We start from the raw sequence: 19,195 nt of genomic DNA on the forward strand, positions 1-19,195 counted from the left end.
GCTTCTAAATTGGCATTTATTTATTTAACTCAAAAATTAGAAAAAGAAAATTACAAATTAATTGATTGTCAAGTATATAATAATCATTTAGCCAGTTTAGGTGCCAGTGAAATTTCAAGAGATAATTTTTTGAACTTCTTAACGAGCAACTAAACTTACTTTAAATATGCTTTATTTTCTTAATTCTTCAATATCAGTAATCATGTCGTTTAGCTTTCTAAAAATCCTACCGTAAATTAGATTTACATCAAAATTGTAGATTTTATCTCCAAAAACAGCCATCAAACTTGCAATTAAAACAATTGGTATTAGCCATAATATAGGGAACCCGTTTACTAAATAAATTTGATAAGGCTTACCTAATATTTCTGAAATAAATAGTTGAAAATTTCCAGAAAACCAAATACTAACACTAGCAATAATAAAAAAGAACGGATAGTAAATTCTTGCCATTTTTCTGTTCACAGCAAGTTGGTCTTTCATCCAATTATCAAAAGATTTTAAATATTGAAAGCTGCTTACGTTTTTATCTACGGTTTTTAAGGAGTTCATTAAGCGTTTATTAACAATAACAATAGCATTGCAAATAATAAAAGTTCCAATACCTAAAATGAGCATATTAAAGAAAATTGTAAAAATCAAGAATAATGTACTTCCTAAAACCAAGGCAATAAGGTTTCTTTTAAACATCCTGTTAAATTTCTCTATAAGATGTTTCGATTTTTTATGGTATAAATTGTTTAATTTTGGAGCTACAAGTGCATCATTTTTTAAAAAGCCATCTTTCCAAATTGTTTCTATTGATTTTTCCATTTTAATTTAATATTTTTTTTAAGCGTTCTTTAATTCTTGTAATTCGTACGGCAATGTTGTTATGAGATGTTCCAATAATTTCACCAATTTCCTTATAAGGTCTTTCTTCTAAATACAATAAAATTACTGCTCTGTCTATTTCAGATAATTGCTTAATTGCATTGTATAATAAATTTAATGATTCATCAGAAAACGCATGATTATCTTCAGAAGCTTCAGGAACATTATAATCTGAAACCGTATGTTGGCGATTATTTTTCTTCTTTTTAATCATTGTTAAACAAATGTTTAAAGACAATCTATACACCCAAGTAGACCATTTAGATTCTCCTCTAAATTGGTCCTTACTTCTCCAAACTTGTAAACAAACTTCCTGATAATAATCTTCGAAATCCTCCTGAGAATCAGTATATGCCCTACATATTTTAATAATTATTCCAGAATAGGGTATAATTGAATTCGTATAAAAATCGCTACTCATTAAATGTTTTTTCTTAATTAGTGTGTTAAGTTAAAGATTATTACACGCTAAGTGAAATATTTTTAAATGATAAAAATTCAGTCGAAATAATTATATAAAGAAATGATATCTTTGAACAATTATTAAACCAATTTTTTATGGATATTAAAAATTCACAATTAGTAGTTGATACTTGGATAAAAGAACATGGGGTTCGTTATTTTAATGAACTTACAAATATGGCTCAGCTTACTGAAGAAGTTGGTGAAGTTGCACGTATTATTGCAAGACGTTACGGAGAACAAAGTGAAAAAGAAAGCGATAAAGGAAAAGATTTAGGTGAAGAATTGGCGGATGTTGTTTTTGTGGTTTTATGTTTGGCAAACCAAACAGGAATAGATTTACAAGTTGCATTTGATAAAAAAATGGATATAAAAACAAAGCGCGATCACGATCGTCATCATAACAATCAAAAATTGAAATAAATGAATCAATATAAAAATCAACCGTTTTTAAAATTAGTAATCCGATTTGGATTTATTTTTTTAATTGTAATTACACTATTGAAAATAATAATGTCTATTTATAGCAATGGGAGTATTTCAGGAATGATAAATGAATTTTTTTCAGAAGAAACTTGGCTACTATTTGTTAAAATACAATTGGTAATGTCTGCTTTTTATGGTGTGTTTATGGCAGGTTACTATAAGTTTATAAAAAAATAAAAGAGGTTGTCTAAAAGCAGATTAAATGTCAACCAAATTTATTTCAGGTTCTCATGATATAAGTGATAATTTTGGTGAGATGCTGAAACAAGTTTAGCATAACGAATTTCAACATCTCTTTTTTCTAATTTAAATTTATTAAATTAATATCACTTTGTTTTACCTTTTGGTTAAGGGTTTTAACATCCTTTTCAAAAATTGAATAAATTTTAGCCAATTCAATATCAATTAACTTAATAACTTCATTTTTAAATGCTACAGATTGGTCAGTTGGTTTAAAATCTCCAATTGAACTTAGCGCATTTAAATGTGCTAATTTGTTATTTAACTTAATTGGAAAGTTTAATGGATCTTGATTACTCTTACTTTTTGTTTGATATAAATTGTTTTCGTATTTTGTTAAATCTTTTACAATTTTATCAGCCAATTCAATAATTTTTTTATTTTTTTCTTTATCAGTTATTGAAGATTTTAATTGTTTTACTTGCCCTTTAATTTTTGTAATATTCTTCAATGTTTTATGAATTTCAGTTAACTTTTCTTGAATTTCAATAATAAAATTAAATTGAGCTTCTAAAACTTCACCAGTTGCTGAACTTCTTGGGTCTTTTAAAAGTGTAAAAGTTTGTTCAGAAACTGATATTCCATTTTTACTTAATTTCACTTTATAATCTCCAGGTAAAGCTTTTGGACCTCTTAATGAAGCCCACCATAATATCATCCCTTTAATTTTTTCAGCATCAGGATATTGCATATTCCAATTAAACTGATTTGCACCTTTTTTAACTTTTAGTTTTTCTTCCTTTTGATCTGTATCAGGTTTTGTTGAAAAAGTTTTGATATGCTTTCCTGAATTTTCATAAATTGAAAGACTAATGGTATCTTTTTCTTCCACATTTTTAACAAAATAATGAATATTTACACCACCTGAATGGTTTTGTCCAGCAGTTTTTGAAGTTCTTTTACTTCCACCCATTCTGTAGCTATTTATAGGTTTATAAAGAAAGGCGTCTTTAGAAATTAATTCTTTATTTAATTGATGTAGAGGTGTTAAATCATCAATAATCCAAAATGAACGACCTTGAGTAGCAGCAATTAAATTGTTGTTTTTTACAGCCAAATCAGTAATAGGTACAATGGGTAAATTTAATTGGAATGAACTCCAATTTGTACCATCATCAAAACTAACATACATTCCAGCTTCAGTTCCAACATATAATAACCCTTTTCTATTTGGATCTGAGCGAAGTGCTCTTGTGAAATGTTCACCAGCTATTCCATTTGTAATTAGTTTCCAAGATTTCCCATAATCTTCAGTTTTGTAAATATATGGAGTATAATCTCCTAATTTATAACGTGTACCAACAATGTATGCTCCTCCAGCGGTAAATGGATCAACTTCAATACAGTTTATCATCATCCATTCAGGCATTTTTTTAGGAGTTACGTTTGTCCAGTTTTTGCCACCATTTTTAGTGATGTATACTAAACCATCATCAGATCCTGTCCAAATTAAATCTTTTTCAAAAGGAGATTCAACAGCCGCAAAAATAGTTCCATAATATTCTACACCAGTATTATCTTGTGTAATTGGTCCGCCTGACGATTTTAAAGTTGAAGGATCATTTCTGGTTAAATCTGGACTAATAATTTCAAAAGATTGCCCTTCATTATAGGTAACATGAACATGGTTAGATGTTGTGTATAACTTCTTCTTATTATGTGGAGAAAAGAAGATAGGATAATTCCATTGAAAGCGGTATTTAAAATCTTCTGCTCCATGCCCCATGGGGTCATCAGGCCAAACATTAATAACTCTTCTTTCTCCGGTTTTGTGGTTTATACGAGTTAATAATCCGCCATAACTTCCACCGTAAACAATATCATTATTTAAAGGGTCAACAGCAATATGCGCACTTTCTCCACCAGCGGTACTTTCCCAATCACTTTCTCCAATAGATCTTCCATCTGTACGGTGTAAAATTCTCACCGTTGAATTATCTTGTTGTGCTCCATAAATTCTGTATGGAAAATGATTATCGGTAACTACTCTATAAAATTGTGAAGTTGGCTGATTCATAATAGAACTCCAATTTTCCCCAGCATCAAAACTTACTTGCGCACCACCATCATCAGCAATAATCATTTGTTGATTATCTTCGGGTGCAATCCATAAATCATGATGATCTCCGTGCGGTGCATTAAAAGTTTTAAATGTTTTTCCACCATCTTTAGATTGGTGGTATTGAACATTCATTACATATACAATATTTTCATCTTGCGTATCGGCATAAATTCGTGTGTAATACCAAGCACGTTGGCGTAATTTTCGTTCACTATTAATTAATTTCCAAGTTTTACCAGCATTGGTAGATTTGTAAATTCCACCATCTTTATTTTCAATCAATGCCCAAACAATATCTGAATTTATTGGAGAAACAGTTACACCACTAATTCCCCAAACTCCTTTTGGTAAACCTTCATTTTTAGAAATATTTATCCAAGTTTCACCTTCATCAGTACTTTTCCATAAAGCAGAACCTTCACCTCCACTAGATAAACTATAAGGTGTTCTTCTAACATTCCAAGTTGAAGCATATAAAACACGTGGATTTGTTGGGTCGATTATTAAATCTACAGCACCAGCATTTTTATTTGCAAATAATACTTTTTTCCAATTTTTACCACCATCTATAGATTTGTAGATACCTCTTTCAGAAGTTGGTTTGTATAAATCACCCAACACTGCTACAAATACAATATCAGCATTTTTTGGGTGAATTCTAACTCTTGGAATATGACGAGACTTTTCTAAACCAATATGCTCCCAAGATTTACCAGCGTTTACAGATTTCCACATTCCATCACCAGATGAAACATTCCCACGAACTGTAACTTCTCCATTTCCAACATACATCACATTATTGTCAGATTCACTAACAGCTATAGCACCAACTGAACCACCAAAAAACTCATCTGAAATATTGCTCCAAGTATTCCCGGCATCAGTAGTTTTCCAAACTCCACCACCAGCAGCTCCAAAATAAAAGAGATTTGCCTTATTTGGAACTCCTGTAACTGCTGCACTTCTTCCGCCTCTAAAAGGTCCAATATTTCTCCATTCTATAGATTTGTAATATTCTTCACTAAATTTGGATACTATTTTTTGTGCGTTAACTTTGTGTGCTGAAAACAACAAAATACAGCCAACTAATAAGACGTATTTTTTCATAAGGTGTGGTTAATTTGATTGATAAAATATTGAATAGTAAATCTAATAAAAAATAATGTATTAAAGCTTACGAAGTTAAAAGAGGATGAATTTGCTAAAAATTGATAAAATATTTAAAACAGTATCTGGAAATGTTCAAATTACCGGATCTAAAAGTGAATCAAATAGGTTATTGGTTTTACAACAATTTTATCCGAATTTAAGTATTGAAAACGTCTCAAATTCAGATGATTCAAAGTTAATGCAGAAAGCTTTAGCTAGTACTTCAAATGAAATAAATATTGGACATGCAGGAACTGCAATGCGATTTTTAACCGCTTATTTTTCAGTTAAACTAAATTCCGAAATAATTTTAACAGGTTCACATAGAATGAAAAATAGACCTATTAAAATTTTAGTAGCTGCATTAACTTCCTTAGGTGCTAATATTGAGTATTTAGAAAAAGAAGGATATCCACCTTTAAAAATTATTAGAAAAAAAATGACCTCTAATTTTATTGAAATTGATGGTAATGTTAGTAGTCAGTATATTTCAGCACTGTTATTAATTGCTCCAACATTAAAAAATGGTTTGCAATTAAAATTTAAAGGAGAAGTTACTTCTGTACCTTATATTAAAATGACGTTGCAATTATTAGCTGAATTAAATATTAAATTTTCTTGGGAAAATAACATGATTTCAATTTTCCAAAAACCAACAATTAGTGATAAAAATATTGTTGTAGAATCGGATTGGAGTTCGGCTTCGTATTACTATAGTTTAGTCGCGTTAAGTCCGAATTCTGAAATTACGTTGTCATCGTATAAAAAAACAAGTTTACAAGGAGATTCAGTTTTAGCAACTATTTATAAAGATTTAGGTGTTAAAACTACGTTTAAAGAGCAAACAATTATTTTAAAAAATACGAATACGCCTATTTTTAAACCTTTAGAATTAGATTTAATTAGTGCGCCAGATATAGCACAAACCATTGCTGTTACTTGTCTTGGATTAGGAATAGCATGTTTTTTAAAAGGGCTTCATACCTTAAAAATAAAAGAAACCGATAGGTTAGTGGCGCTAAAAACCGAAATTGAAAAATTAGGTGGTGAAGTTATTATTACTAATGAAACACTTCATTTAAAAACTTCAACTAAAAAAATAAAAGAACATATAACAATTTCAACCTACGATGACCACAGAATGGCAATGGCTTTTGCTCCGCTTGCAGTGAAGGTTCCTATTCAAATTGAAGATGCAAATGTAGTTTCAAAATCGTATCCAGCTTTTTGGAAAGATTTTAAAAAATTAACGACTTAAAAATCTCTAAAACAAAGTTTTATTGCGAAACACTTGACAACGCCTATGCCGATGTTGTATATTTGCGCTCATTCTGTAAAAAAAAACTAAAAAGGCACACATGAAATTATCAAAATTTAAATTTGAATTACCAGACGAATTATTAGCAGAATATCCTGCAGAACATAGAGATGAATCTCGTTTAATGGTTTTAAATAGAAAAGAAAAAACCATTGAACATAAAATGTTTAAAGATTTAATTAATTATTTTGATGAAGGTGATTTAATGATATTGAATAACACAAAAGTTTTCCCGGCTCGTATGTATGGTGAAAAGGAAAAAACAGGTGCTAGAATTGAAGTTTTCTTATTAAGAGAATTAAATGCTGAAAGTAGGTTATGGGATGTGCTAGTTGATCCAGCTAGAAAAATAAGAATTGGAAATAAATTATTTTTTGGAGATGACGAAAGTTTAGTTGCTGAAGTTATAGATAATACAACCTCAAGAGGTAGAACTTTACGCTTTTTGTACGATGGTTCTTATGAAGAATTTAGAAAAAAATTACAAGAATTAGGTGAAACACCATTGCCAAAATACATTCAAAGAGCAGTGGAAGAAAGTGATGCAGAGCGTTACCAAACAATTTATGCAAAACATGAAGGTGCTGTTGCTGCACCAACTGCAGGAATGCATTTTTCGAAACATTTAATGAAACGTTTAGAAATTAAAGGCATAGATTTTGCTGAAGTGACATTACATGTTGGTTTAGGTACTTTTAGTGCGGTTGAAGTTGAAGATTTATCGAAGCACAAAATGGATTCAGAAAAAGCAATTGTAACAGCAGAAACAATGAATCAAGTAAATAATGCTATTAATTCAAAAAAACGTGTATGTGCTGTTGGTACAACTGCAATGAGAGCTGTAGAAAGTTCAGTTTCTTCAAATGCACGTTTAAATGAGTTTAATGGTTGGACAAATAAATTTATTTTTCCTCCATACGAATTTAGCATTGCAAATTGTATGATTACAAATTTTCACACACCAAAATCTACATTAATGATGATGGCAGCTGCTTTTGCTGGTTATGATTTTTTAATGGAAGCTTATGAAGAAGCAGTAAAGGAAAAATATAAATTTTACTCGTACGGAGATGCGATGTTGATTATTTAAAAATAAACTATTTTAAATAGGTTTAAAATTGTCTAAAAAGTTACATTTAGTACATCATTCTGAACTTGTTTCAGAATCTCATCACACTAATTATTAATCATGATGAGAACCTGAAACAAGTTCCGGTTGACGAGAAGTAAACTTTTCAGACAATTTTATTTTATAAACTTCATATACTTAATGAATTCAAAAAAAGACATACGAGCTTTAACCAAAGATCAATTACGAGATTTTTTTGTAGAAAATGGTGATAAGGCATTTAGAGGAAATCAAGTTTATGAATGGTTGTGGAGTAAAAGCGCGCATACTTTTGAGGATATGACTAATGTTTCAAAAGAAACACGCCAAATGTTACAAGAAAACTTTGTGATAAATCATATTGAAGTTGATAATATGCAGCGCAGTAAAGATGGAACTGTAAAAAATGCGGTTAGATTACACGATGGATTAGTTGTAGAATCGGTTTTAATACCAACAGGTACTAGAACAACAGCTTGTGTTTCTAGTCAGGTTGGTTGTAGCTTAGACTGTTTATTTTGTGCTACAGCGCGCTTAAAAAAGATGCGTAATTTAAATCCTGATGAAATTTTCGATCAGGTTGCGGCTATCAATAAAGAAAGTCTATTATATTACAATCATAAATTATCGAATGTTGTTTTTATGGGAATGGGAGAACCCTTAATGAATTACAATAATGTATTAAAATCTATAGAAAAGATAACTTCACCTGAAGGATTAGGAATGTCTCCAAAAAGAATTACAGTTTCAACTTCAGGAGTTCCAAAAATGATAAAAAAATTAGCAGATGATGAAGTAAAATTTAATTTAGCGGTTTCATTACATTCTGCAATTGATGAAGTTAGAACTAAAATAATGCCTTTTAATGAAAACTTTCCATTGAAAGACTTAATAGAAGCATTAGAGTATTGGTACGCAAAAACAAGTAGTAGAGTTACCTATGAATATGTTGTTTGGAATGGAATAAACGACAATAGAGAAGCCATCATGGCATTGGTGAAGTTCTGTAAACATGTACCTTGTAAAGTAAATTTAATTGAATATAATCCAATAGATGATGGTGATTTTCAGCAAGCAAAACCTCAAGCAGTAAGTGATTATGTTAGCATTTTAGAAATGAACGATATTATTGTAAATGTTCGTCGAAGTAGAGGAAAAGATATTGATGCTGCTTGTGGACAATTAGCGAATAAAAGTTAAACAATTTTCCGTACTTTTGATTTCTTTATGAAGCTAGTAGAACAAATAAAACAACCCATACTTCAAGAAATGGAACTCTTTGAAAGTAAGTTCAGAGAAGCCATGGCTACAAAAGTTCCACTTTTAAATAGAATTACACACTACATTGTTAGAAGAAAAGGAAAACAAATGCGACCAATGTTTGTTTTTTTAGTAGCTAAAATGGTTTCTAATGGGAAATTTGATGAGCGCACCTATAGAGGAGCTTCTATAATTGAGTTAATTCATACAGCAACTTTAGTACATGATGACGTAGTAGATGAGAGCAATAGAAGAAGAGGTTTTTTCTCTATAAATGCACTTTGGAAAAATAAAATAGCAGTTTTAGTTGGAGATTTTTTATTATCAAAAGGATTATTACTCTCTATTGATAATGATGATTTTGATATTTTAAAATTGATTTCTGTAGCTGTTCGAGAGATGAGTGAAGGTGAGTTACTTCAAATTGAAAAGGCTAGAAAATTAGATATTACTGAAGATATTTATTTTGAAATTATTAGACAAAAAACAGCAACTTTAATTGCCGCTTGTTGTGGAATTGGAGCAGCATCAGTAGGAAGCTCAACTGAAGAAGTAGAAAAAATGCGTTTGTTTGGTGAATTAATAGGAATTGCATTTCAAATTAAAGATGATTTGTTTGATTATACCGATGCTAAGATTGGGAAACCAACAGGAATTGATATTAAAGAACAAAAAATGACACTTCCACTAATTTATGTGTTGAATAATTGTTCAGAAAAAGAAAAAAAATGGTTGATTAATTCCGTTAAAAATTATAATAAAAACAAACAGCGAGTTAAAGAAGTAATTTCTTTTGTGAAAGAAAAAGGAGGTATTGAATATACTACAGCTAAAATGGAAGAGTATCAATCTAAAGCACTGGAAATTTTAGAAACGTATCCAACTTCAGAATATAAAAATTCGTTGTTAACAATGGTTAATTATGTTATTGAACGAAAAATTTAATTAATACTTGTTGTTAACTCCAACAATTCTTCTAAATATTTTCTAGAATTAGACAACCTCGGTACTTTATGTTGCCCACCTAATTTGCCTTTTTGCTTTAACCAATTATAAAATAACCCTTCTTTTGCAACATTAATTTTTGGCATTGCCAACGTTAAATTATGATAGCGTTTTGCTTCATAATCAGAATTAATAGCTTTTAAGGCGTTGTCTAATATTTCAGTAAAATAATCAATACACTCTGGTTTTTTTCTAAATTCAATTAGCCATTCATGTCCTCCATTATTTTTTCCATTCATAAAAACAGGAGCAACGGTGTATTCAGATACTTCAGCTTTGGTTATTAAACATGCTTTTTCTAATGCATTTTCGGCATTTTCAATAATTAATTCTTCGCCAAAAACATTGATAAAATGCTTTGTTCGGCCCGTAATTCTAATTCTATACGGATTTAAAGAGGTGAATTTCACAGTATCACCAATTAAATAACGCCACAAACCACCATTGGTTGTAATTACTAAGGCATAATTTGTATGTAATTTAACTTCAGAAAGTGAAATTGTTTTAGAATTTTCACCATCAAATCTATTCATAGGAATAAATTCATAAAAAATTCCGTAGTCTAACATTAATAATAAATCGAAAGAATTATTTTCATCTTGAATGGCAAAAAAACCTTCAGATGCATTATAGGTTTCGTAATATTTAAACTCTTTTTTCGGAATTAATTTTTTGAATTGTTCTCTATATGGATTAAAGTTTACGCCACCATGAAAATACACTTCAAGATTTGGCCAAACTTCCAAAATATTACTTTTTCCAGTTCTTTTTAATACTTTATTTAATAAAACAAGCATCCAGGAAGGAACACCAACCAAACTTGTAATATTTTCATGAATAGTTTCATTTAAAATGGCTTCCATTTTAGTTTCCCATTCACTCATCAAAGCTACTTCTTGTTTTGGTGAGCTGCTAAAATCTGCCCAAAGAGGCATATTTTCAATAATTATAGCCGATAAATCACCAAAATAGGAATTGTTATCTTCATAAACAGCGCTGCTTCCACCTAAACGTAATCCCTTTCCTGTAAACAGTTGTGCTTCAGGATTGTTATTAAAATAAAGGCAAAGCATATCTTTTCCAGCTTTAAAATGGCAATCTTCTAAAGCCTCATCACTCACAGGAATAAATTTACTTTTTGCATTGGTAGTTCCACTAGATTTTGCAAACCATTTTATAGGTGTTGGCCAAAAAATATTTTGTTCACCTTTACGAGCACGTTCAATTAACGGCTCAATAGATTCGTATTGTTGAATGGGTACTTTTTGAGTAAATTCTTTATAAGATTTGATAGTCGAAAATTCAAATTTCTCTCCAATTTCAGTATGTTTTGCTTTTTCTAATAATTTAAAGAGTAATTCATTTTGCACATCAATAGGATACTTTAAAAATAACGCTACTTGATGTTTTCTTTTTTTTAAAAACCAAGAAATTATTGAATTTACAATTGGAAATGGCATATATTATTAAGTATCTTTATCGAGTTAAATTTACTAAAAACTTTTGTATGCAATATCAAACTATACTAAAAAAAATGAAGACAGAATTAAATGATGTCGTTCAGTATTATTTAGATGTTGAAAATGATGTTTTAAATTTAAATCAGTTATTAGGTCGTGAAATTGAAATTAGTTTTGAAGGTTATCAGTGTTTATGCTGCGGAAAAGAGAAGAAAATTTTTAGGCAAGGGTATTGTTATGATTGCTTTTATGAAAGTGCAGCAGTTGGTGATTGGATTATGAATCCTGAATTAAGTAGGGCACATTTAGGTATTGAAGATCGTGATTTGGAGTATGAAAAAGAAGTACAATTAAAACCACATATAGTTTATTTAGCATTATCAAGTAACGTAAAAGTTGGTGTTACGCGTAAAACGCAAGTTCCAACGCGTTGGATTGATCAAGGAGCAACAAAAGCCATTGAAATTGTTGAAGTCCCAAATCGTTATTTAGCCGGTATTACAGAAGTTGCTTTGAAAAATTATGTTGCTGATAAAACCAATTGGCAAAAAATGTTAAAAAATGAAGTTTTAGAAGCAGATTTAATTGAAGAACGAGAAAAATTAAAAGCATATATTCCTGAAGAAGCACAACCGTATTTTTTAGGGAATAATGGAAATGTGACAGAAATTGAATACCCTGTTGTTCAATATCCAACTAAAATAAAATCTCTAAATCTTGAAAAAACACCTGTTTATAATGGAAAATTAATGGGCATTAAAGGACAATATTTGTTATTTGAAGATGGTATTGTTTTTAATGTTAGAAATAATGAAGGTTATAAAGTAATTATTACGGTACGTTAATTTCCATCAAATATTTTAATTTATGATTCATAAAAAAAGATTGACTCGAATATTACAAATTATTCCTATTTTTGTTTTTTGAAATAAATAACGAAATAAATAAGATGAAAGCATATATTTTTCCAGGTCAGGGAGCTCAATTTACAGGAATGGGTTTAGATTTATACGAAAACTCACCATTAGCTCAAGAGCTTTTTAAAAAAGCAAATGAAATTTTAGGATTTCCAATTACAGATATAATGTTTGAAGGAACTGTTGAAGAATTAAAACAAACCAAAGTAACACAACCAGCTATATTTTTACATTCTGTAATATTAGTAAAAACGTTAGGCGATGATTTTAAGCCTGAAATGGTTGCAGGTCATTCTTTAGGTGAATTATCGGCCTTAGTTGCCAACGGAGTTTTAACTTTTGAAGATGGTTTAAAATTGGTTTCTAAAAGAGCGTTAGCCATGCAAAAAGCTTGTGAAGCTCAGGAATCTACTATGGCTGCAGTTTTAGGCTTAGAAGATACAATTGTTGAAGAGGTTTGCGCAAGTATAGATGGTGTTGTTGTTGCAGCTAATTATAATTGTCCTGGACAATTAGTTATCTCTGGTGAAATTTCTGCTATTGATAAAGCGTGTGAAGTATTAACTAAAAAAGGTGCAAGACGAGCTTTAAAATTACCTGTTGGTGGTGCTTTTCATTCACCATTAATGGAACCAGCAAGAGAAGAATTAGCTGAAGCCATTAAAAATACAACGTTTAGTGAGCCAAATTGTCCGGTATATCAAAATGTAGTGGCAAAAGCTGTAACTAATTCTGAAGAAATTAAAGAAAATTTAATAGCTCAACTAACGGCTCCTGTACGTTGGACACAATGTATTGAGGCAATGATTGCTGATGGAGGAACTGAATTTATTGAAGTAGGACCCGGTAAAGTTTTACAAGGCTTAATGCGAAAAATTGATAGAAGTGTTACTGCAAGTAGTGCTTCAGTTTAATTTATAAGTTTCAGTAGCAGTTTATTTAAAAACTGCTACTGAAACTTACTTTTTACTTTAAAGTTTCTTGCCATTTCCAGGCTGAAAGAAGGGCCTCATCTAAGCTAAGTCCAGCTTTCCATCCTAATTCATTATTAGCAATAGTTGTATCTGCATAAGCAGCTGTAATATCTCCTTCTCTACGTTCAACAAGTTTGTAATTTAATTTTTTACCCGTAACTTTTTCAAAAGTATTAATAACTTCTAAAACAGAATTTCCTTTACCTGTTCCAATATTAAAAACTTCAAAAGCAGCTTTATTTTTAGTATTCAATAATCGTGTTAAAGCTACAATATGTGCTTTCGCCAAATCAACTACATGAATATAATCTCTTACGGCAGTTCCGTCAGTAGTTGGGTAATCACTTCCGAAAATCGATAATTCTTTTCGAATTCCAGCAGCTGTTTGAGTTACAAAAGGAATCAAATTTTGAGGAATACCAATTGGTAATTCTCCAATTTTTGCAGATTCATGAGCTCCAATAGGATTAAAATAACGTAAAGCAATGGCATTTATGTTAGATACTTTTGTAGTATCTTTTATAATTTCTTCTCCAATTTTTTTAGTATTTCCATAAGGAGATTCCGCTGGTTTTACGGATGCATTTTCAGTAATTGGCAATTCATCTGCTTGTCCATAGACTGTGCAAGATGAACTAAAAATAAAATTAGACACCTTATTTTCTTTCATTTCTTTCAATAAATAAACGAGTGAGCCAATATTATTTTCATAATATTCTAAGGGTTTACTTACACTTTCGCCAACTGCTTTAGATGCTGCAAAATGGATAACACCATCAACTTTATTCTCTTTAAAAAAATGTTGAACCTCAATTTTATCTTTTAAATCAATATTAAAGTAACTAGGTTTTTTGTTTGTTATTGAAGTAATTTTATCAAGAACATCTATTGTTGAATTGGATAAATTATCTATAATTAAAACTTCAAAGTCTTTATTTTGAAGTTCAACCACAGTGTGTGAACCAATATATCCTAAACCACCAGTTACTAAAATTTTAGCCATTATTCATGAAATTTAATAGTGTTGAAGTGATAAATTCTAATTGCTTATTATCAAGTTCAGTATGCATTGGTAAAGATAAAACGGTATTTATTAATTCGTTTGTCACTTTAAAATCCTCTTCTTTATAGCGAGTATCAACATAAGCTTTTTGGCTGTGTAATGGTACAGGGTAATAAATAGCATTTGGAATTCCATTATCTAATAAATGTTGATGTAATGCATTTCTATCTACATTTTTAACCTTAATTGTGTATTGATGAAATACATGTGTTGTAAAATCACTTACAATTGGAGTTGTAATATTTTTATGAACTGAAAAAGCTTTCGTATAATAATCAGCAGCTTTTCTTCTTGCATCACAATAGCTATTTAAAATGGGTAATTTTACACGTAATATCGCTGCTTGCATACTGTCCAATCTAGAATTTACCCCAACAACATCATGATAATAACGTTTGTACATTCCATGATTTACCATTCCTCTAAGTGTATGTGCTAACTCATCATCATTGGTAAATATAGCACCGCCATCACCATAACAGCCTAAGTTTTTTGATGGAAAAAAAGAGGTTGTTCCAACATTACCAATAGTACCAGCTTTCTTTTTAGAACCATCTTTAAAAGTGTAATCGGCTCCAATTGCTTGAGCTGTATCTTCAATTACAAATAAGTTAAATTCTTTGGCTACTTCTAAAACAGCTTCCATATTGGCACATTGTCCAAATAAATGAACTGGTACAATTGCCTTGGTTTTAGGAGTGATAGCTTTTTTAAGAGATTCAATATTAATATTAAAAGTATCTTTTTCAACATCAACTAAAACAGGTGTTAAATGTAATAAAGCTATAACTTCAACAGTTGCAGCAAAGGTAAAATCAGCAGTAATAACTTCATCTCCTGGTTTTAAACCTAATCCCATCATTGCAATTTGTAGGGCATCAGTTCCATTAGCGCAAGGAATTACATGTTTTACACCTAAATAAACTTCTAAATCTTTTTGAAATGCGTGTACTTCTGGTCCATTGATATAGGCTGAAGAGTTTAAAACATCTTGTAATTTTGAATCTATTTGGTTTTTAATTTTTTGATATTGACCTTGTAGGTCAACCATTTGTATTTTATTCATGGTAAGTAATTATAAAATTATTGCAAACAAAAATACAATAAAAGCAATTGTTAACCAATGTTAAATAAGTTAAAATACTACAACGATTTATTCAAATAAATTTGATGATAAATAGCGGTCACCTCTATCAGGAATAACGGCTACAACAATTCCACTTGATAAGTTGTTTATTAATTTTAGAGAAGCTGAAACTGCTCCTCCACTACTCATTCCTGCAAAAATACCTTCTTTTTTGGCGAGTTGTATTGTCATTGCACGAGCTTCGACTTCACTTACTTCAATAATAGTATCTACTTTTTTAGCATTAAATATTTTTGGCATGTATTCTTTAGACCATTTTCTTATACCAGGGATTTTTGAATTTTCACTAGGTTGAACGCCAACAATTTGAATGTTATTATTTTTTTCTTTTAAAAATGTAGAAGTTCCCATAATAGTTCCTGTGGTTCCCATGGCGGAAACAAAATGGGTGATTTTACCGTTAGTATCTTTCCAAATTTCTGGTCCGGTGGTTTTATAATGTGCTTTCCAATTATCTTCATTTGCAAACTGATTTAACATAAAATAGCCTTTTTCTAACACTTGTTTTTCAGCATATACTCTAGCTCCTTCAATTCCAACACTAGCAGGTGTAAGTGTTACTTTTGCACCATAGGCTTGCATTGTTTGAATACGTTCCTTTGTTGAGTTTTCGGGCATCACTAATTCAATTTTAATTCCAAATTGTTGCGCAATCATGGCTAAAGCAATTCCAGTATTTCCACTTGTTGCTTCAATTAAATAATCACCTTTTTTAATTTCATTTCTTTCAATTGCTGAAGAAATCATATTAAAAGCTGCTCTGTCTTTTACACTTCCAGCAGGGTTATTGCCTTCTAACTTAAGATATAGTGAAACGCCTTCTTTGGTTACTAAATTTTTTGTTTTAATTAATGGCGTATTTCCTATAAAATCGAATAAAGTTTGATTTTTCATTTCTTAAATTTAGGTTTTAACTTAGTTTCAGGAGAGTGATATACTAATGAATTTTTTGGTACAGATTCTGTAATCCAAACGTTACCGCCAATAGTACTATTTTCGTTAATTACAGTTTCACCACCTAATATTGTTGCATTTGCATAAATAGTTACGTTATTTTCAACTGTTGGATGTCGTTTTATATCTTTCATCTCTTTAGAAACTTGCAAAGCACCTAGTGTTACCCCCTGATAAATTTTAACGTGATTTTTTATAATACAAGTTTCTCCAATAACAGTACCTGTTGCGTGATCTATAAAAAATGATTTTCCTATAGTTGCACCCGGATGAATATCCGTACCTGTTTTGCTATGTGCATATTCACTCATTAATCTTGGAATTAATGGAGTTTTTAGTAACAGTAACTCGTGACTAAAACGATAAATAGCAATAGCATAAAACCCCGGATATGCTAAATAAACTTCTTCAATATTGTTAGATGCGGGATCATTATTCACCAATTCTTGTGCGTCTAAATTTAAGTTTTCTAATATTTCTGGTAATGCTGATAAGAAAGTTTTCCAAATAGTCCCGCAAGATTCTTGGTCAACTTTATGGGCTAACTTATAAATTTCATCAAAATCTATCTCTAATTGTTCAATATTTTTCGCAACGCAGGCATTTGCATCAAATAAGGTGTGAAACAAATTATCGGTAAATTTCTCTGTTTTATGTTTTAAGCTGAAATCTAAATGTGGTCGATTTTTACTCGACATAATTTTATGAATAATGCTTTCTTTTGCAGTCATAAATTTTTTAATTTTTCTAATTCTTTGTCGTACTAATTTTTAATAAATTACCATTGTTTGTATACTTTTTCAAAAGAAATTCTAAAACGATTACCATAAATGCCTTCAGGTTTACGAATACCACAAGAAATAACCATATTAATTTCACTTTTTGAAGGTAAATTTAGTACGTTTTTTACACGAATTGAATCAAACCCTTCCATTGGGCACGTATCATAATTTTCGGCAGCCATACTTAACATAAAAGTTTGTGCAGCTAAACCCGCACTTTTATGTGCAACAACTCTCATATCTGATTTTCTAAGTTGGCGGTAAGTAGGTTTGAAAATGCCAGTTAGCCATGAAATTGTATATTTTATCCAACCATAAATTCCAAAGAATTCACCGTATGCAAAAGGCATAATTTTTTTATAATAATTAAGTGCAAATTTTTCTCTTCCAGTGTATTCAGATTTTTTTTTCTTACCAAATAACTGATTTAAATAGGTGTAATTTTCCTTTGCTCTCTGTTTCCACAGGTCTTTTCTAACAACAATTACTACCATTTCTTTGGCTGTTGTAGCAGTGCTTTGGCCTAAACAGGCTTTAGCTAATTTTTCTAAAACTTCTTTTGAAGTAATATGATGAAATTCCCACAATTGCATATTGCTACTATTTGGAGCTAATGTTGCTTGTTGAATACATTTTTTTACAATTTTTGAATCTATTTCTTTATTTTCATCATAAACTCTAACTGATCGGCGAAAATTTAAAGCTTCTAATAATGTTGTTTTATTTTCCATGGCAATAAATCTACAAAAATTAAGCTCCATAAATTACTAGTTTATTGGGCTTAATTAAATATTTTAATTGAATTTATATAATTGTAGATTGTCCTAAATCTATATTATTTTTATTGTAAAATGTATTTTCTTCATCTAAAATAAAATCTCTTAAAAAATTTCCAACACTTGTTGTTGAAAAATGATTTGTAGTATTTAAATCGGGTGTTGAAATGTTAAGTTCTATTGATTTTTCAACGGCACTTTTAATATCTTCTGCTTCATCATACAAATTGAAATGTTCTAATAACATTGCTGCCGATAATACAGCGGCTAAAGGATTAGCTATATTTTTTCCTTTTGCTTGAGGATATGAACCATGAATTGGTTCAAATAATGCTGTGTTTTTTCCTATGGAAGCTGAAGCTAATAATCCAATTGAGCCTGAAATTACACTTGCTTCGTCTGATAAGATATCTCCAAACATATTTTCAGTTAAAATAACATCAAACTGTTTTGGATTTAGAATAAGTTGCATTGCAGCATTATCTACAAATAAAAATTCTAATGTTATTGTTGGATATTGTTTGGAGATTTCTAACACTCTTTTTCTCCAAAGTCTAGATGTTTCTAGTACGTTAGCTTTATCAACTAAGGTTAATTTTTTTCTTCTTACAAATGCAGCTTTAAAAGCTAAATGTGCAATTCTGTCAATTTCTTCAGCAGTATAACTACAATTGTCAGACGCCGAATTACCATCATCACTTAATTTTTTTTCTCCAAAATAAATACCTCCGGTAAGTTCTCTGTAAATAACAAAATTAGTTCCATTAATTATATCTTCTTTTAAATTTGATTTATGAATTAATGAATCATAAGTAATTAAAGGTCTAATATTAGCAAAAAGACCTAAATTTTTTCTAAGTTTTAGTAAACCTTGTTCTGGACGAATTTTAGCACTTGGATTGTTATCATATTTTGTATCTCCTATTGCACCAAACAAAATAGCATCTACACTAGCACAAATTTTTAGTGTTTCATCGGGTAATGGATTTCCAGTTTCATCAATTGCAATAGCGCCAACTAAAGCGTTTATATACTCAAAAGTATGGTTATATTTTTTAGAAATAGCACCTAAAATTTTAACTGCTTGTTGGATTACTTCAGGCCCAATCCCATCACCTGGAAGTAAAGCGATTTTTAATTTCATGTATTTGAATTATAG

At 30.1% G+C, this 19,195-nt stretch carries 18 protein-coding genes and 1 pseudogene; 9 read left to right on the forward strand and 10 right to left on the reverse strand.

Features of this window, described 5'->3' with window-relative positions:
• Positions 1–153 (forward strand): annotated as a pseudogene (locus tag QM495_RS04020) (leucyl/phenylalanyl-tRNA--protein transferase); the annotation flags it as partial.
• Positions 154–171: 18 nt separating this feature from the next.
• Here the strand turns inward: QM495_RS04020 and QM495_RS04025 are convergent.
• Both QM495_RS04025 and QM495_RS04030 read right to left on the reverse strand, forming a co-directional pair.
• Positions 172–813, reverse strand: a complete 642-nt coding sequence (locus QM495_RS04025) for a hypothetical protein (protein ID WP_408670823.1) — start codon at positions 811–813, stop codon at positions 172–174.
• Between the two features lies 1 nt (position 814).
• Positions 815–1,294 carry an RNA polymerase sigma factor gene (locus QM495_RS04030; RefSeq protein ID WP_408670824.1) on the reverse strand — a complete coding sequence of 160 codons (480 nt, stop codon included), beginning with the start codon at positions 1,292–1,294 and terminating at the stop codon, positions 815–817.
• Positions 1,295–1,431: 137 nt separating this feature from the next.
• Between QM495_RS04030 and QM495_RS04035 the strand changes: the two genes are divergently transcribed.
• Positions 1,432–1,758 carry a nucleotide pyrophosphohydrolase gene (locus tag QM495_RS04035; RefSeq protein ID WP_408670825.1) on the forward strand — a complete coding sequence of 109 codons (327 nt, stop codon included), beginning with the start codon at positions 1,432–1,434 and terminating at the stop codon, positions 1,756–1,758.
• Entirely contained in the window at positions 1,759–1,998 is a 240-nt protein-coding gene (locus QM495_RS04040; protein WP_408670826.1) for a hypothetical protein, read from the forward strand.
• 124 nt (positions 1,999–2,122) lie between these two features.
• Here the strand turns inward: QM495_RS04040 and QM495_RS04045 are convergent, their stop codons facing one another.
• A complete protein-coding gene (locus tag QM495_RS04045) occupies positions 2,123–5,230 on the reverse strand; it encodes a WD40/YVTN/BNR-like repeat-containing protein (protein ID WP_408670827.1) in 3,108 nt (1,035 codons plus the stop codon).
• 85 nt (positions 5,231–5,315) lie between these two features.
• Between QM495_RS04045 and QM495_RS04050 the strand changes: the two genes are divergently transcribed.
• The 4 genes from QM495_RS04050 (at position 5,316) to QM495_RS04065 (ending at position 9,903) form a co-directional block, all read left to right on the forward strand.
• Positions 5,316–6,530 (forward strand): 3-phosphoshikimate 1-carboxyvinyltransferase, encoded by a 1,215-nt coding sequence (locus tag QM495_RS04050; protein ID WP_408670828.1) that lies wholly within the window; start codon positions 5,316–5,318, stop codon positions 6,528–6,530.
• Positions 6,531–6,630: 100 nt separating this feature from the next.
• Positions 6,631–7,680, forward strand: coding sequence for a tRNA preQ1(34) S-adenosylmethionine ribosyltransferase-isomerase QueA (queA, locus tag QM495_RS04055; RefSeq protein ID WP_408670829.1), 1,050 nt, complete (start codon positions 6,631–6,633; stop codon positions 7,678–7,680).
• Between the two features lie 180 nt (positions 7,681–7,860).
• Positions 7,861–8,898 carry a 23S rRNA (adenine(2503)-C(2))-methyltransferase RlmN gene (rlmN, locus tag QM495_RS04060; protein ID WP_408670830.1) on the forward strand — a complete coding sequence of 346 codons (1,038 nt, stop codon included), beginning with the start codon at positions 7,861–7,863 and terminating at the stop codon, positions 8,896–8,898.
• Between the two features lie 27 nt (positions 8,899–8,925).
• Positions 8,926–9,903: a polyprenyl synthetase family protein gene (locus tag QM495_RS04065; RefSeq protein WP_408670831.1), complete on the forward strand. Its 978-nt coding sequence runs from the start codon at positions 8,926–8,928 to the stop codon at positions 9,901–9,903.
• Here the strand turns inward: QM495_RS04065 and QM495_RS04070 are convergent.
• Complete coding sequence (locus QM495_RS04070) at positions 9,900–11,423, reverse strand: GH3 auxin-responsive promoter family protein (RefSeq protein WP_408670832.1); 1,524 nt, start codon at positions 11,421–11,423, stop codon at positions 9,900–9,902. The genes QM495_RS04065 and QM495_RS04070 overlap by 4 nt on opposite strands.
• A 47-nt stretch (positions 11,424–11,470) precedes the next feature.
• Here QM495_RS04070 and QM495_RS04075 point away from each other — a divergent pair, with 47 nt between their 5' ends.
• Both QM495_RS04075 and fabD read left to right on the forward strand, forming a co-directional pair.
• A complete protein-coding gene (locus QM495_RS04075; RefSeq protein ID WP_408670833.1) occupies positions 11,471–12,268 on the forward strand; it encodes a DUF2797 domain-containing protein in 798 nt (265 codons plus the stop codon).
• Positions 12,269–12,372: 104 nt separating this feature from the next.
• Positions 12,373–13,254, forward strand: a complete 882-nt coding sequence (gene fabD, locus QM495_RS04080; protein ID WP_408670834.1) for an ACP S-malonyltransferase — start codon at positions 12,373–12,375, stop codon at positions 13,252–13,254.
• 52 nt (positions 13,255–13,306) lie between these two features.
• On the opposite strand, the gene galE is transcribed toward fabD, so the two are convergent.
• The 6 genes from galE to leuB all read right to left on the reverse strand — a co-directional run bounded on the left by galE (position 13,307) and on the right by leuB (position 19,180).
• Positions 13,307–14,317 (reverse strand): UDP-glucose 4-epimerase GalE, encoded by a 1,011-nt coding sequence (gene galE / locus QM495_RS04085; RefSeq protein ID WP_408670835.1) that lies wholly within the window; start codon positions 14,315–14,317, stop codon positions 13,307–13,309.
• Entirely contained in the window at positions 14,310–15,443 is a 1,134-nt protein-coding gene (locus QM495_RS04090) for a DegT/DnrJ/EryC1/StrS family aminotransferase (protein WP_408670836.1), read from the reverse strand. The genes galE and QM495_RS04090 overlap by 8 nt, the downstream gene beginning before the upstream one ends.
• Positions 15,444–15,530: 87 nt before the next feature.
• A complete protein-coding gene (gene cysM, locus QM495_RS04095; RefSeq protein WP_408670837.1) occupies positions 15,531–16,418 on the reverse strand; it encodes a cysteine synthase CysM in 888 nt (295 codons plus the stop codon).
• Positions 16,415–17,209 (reverse strand): serine O-acetyltransferase, encoded by a 795-nt coding sequence (locus QM495_RS04100; protein ID WP_408670838.1) that lies wholly within the window; start codon positions 17,207–17,209, stop codon positions 16,415–16,417. The genes cysM and QM495_RS04100 overlap by 4 nt, the downstream gene beginning before the upstream one ends.
• A gap of 47 nt (positions 17,210–17,256) precedes the next feature.
• Positions 17,257–18,021, reverse strand: coding sequence for a nitroreductase family protein (locus QM495_RS04105; RefSeq protein ID WP_408670839.1), 765 nt, complete (start codon positions 18,019–18,021; stop codon positions 17,257–17,259).
• Between the two features lie 43 nt (positions 18,022–18,064).
• Positions 18,065–19,180: a 3-isopropylmalate dehydrogenase gene (gene leuB / locus QM495_RS04110; protein WP_408670840.1), complete on the reverse strand. Its 1,116-nt coding sequence runs from the start codon at positions 19,178–19,180 to the stop codon at positions 18,065–18,067.
• Between the last annotated feature and the right edge of the window lie 15 nt (positions 19,181–19,195).

Source organism: Lutibacter sp. (assembly GCF_046055765.1).
Lineage (GTDB): Bacteria > Bacteroidota > Bacteroidia > Flavobacteriales > Flavobacteriaceae > Lutibacter.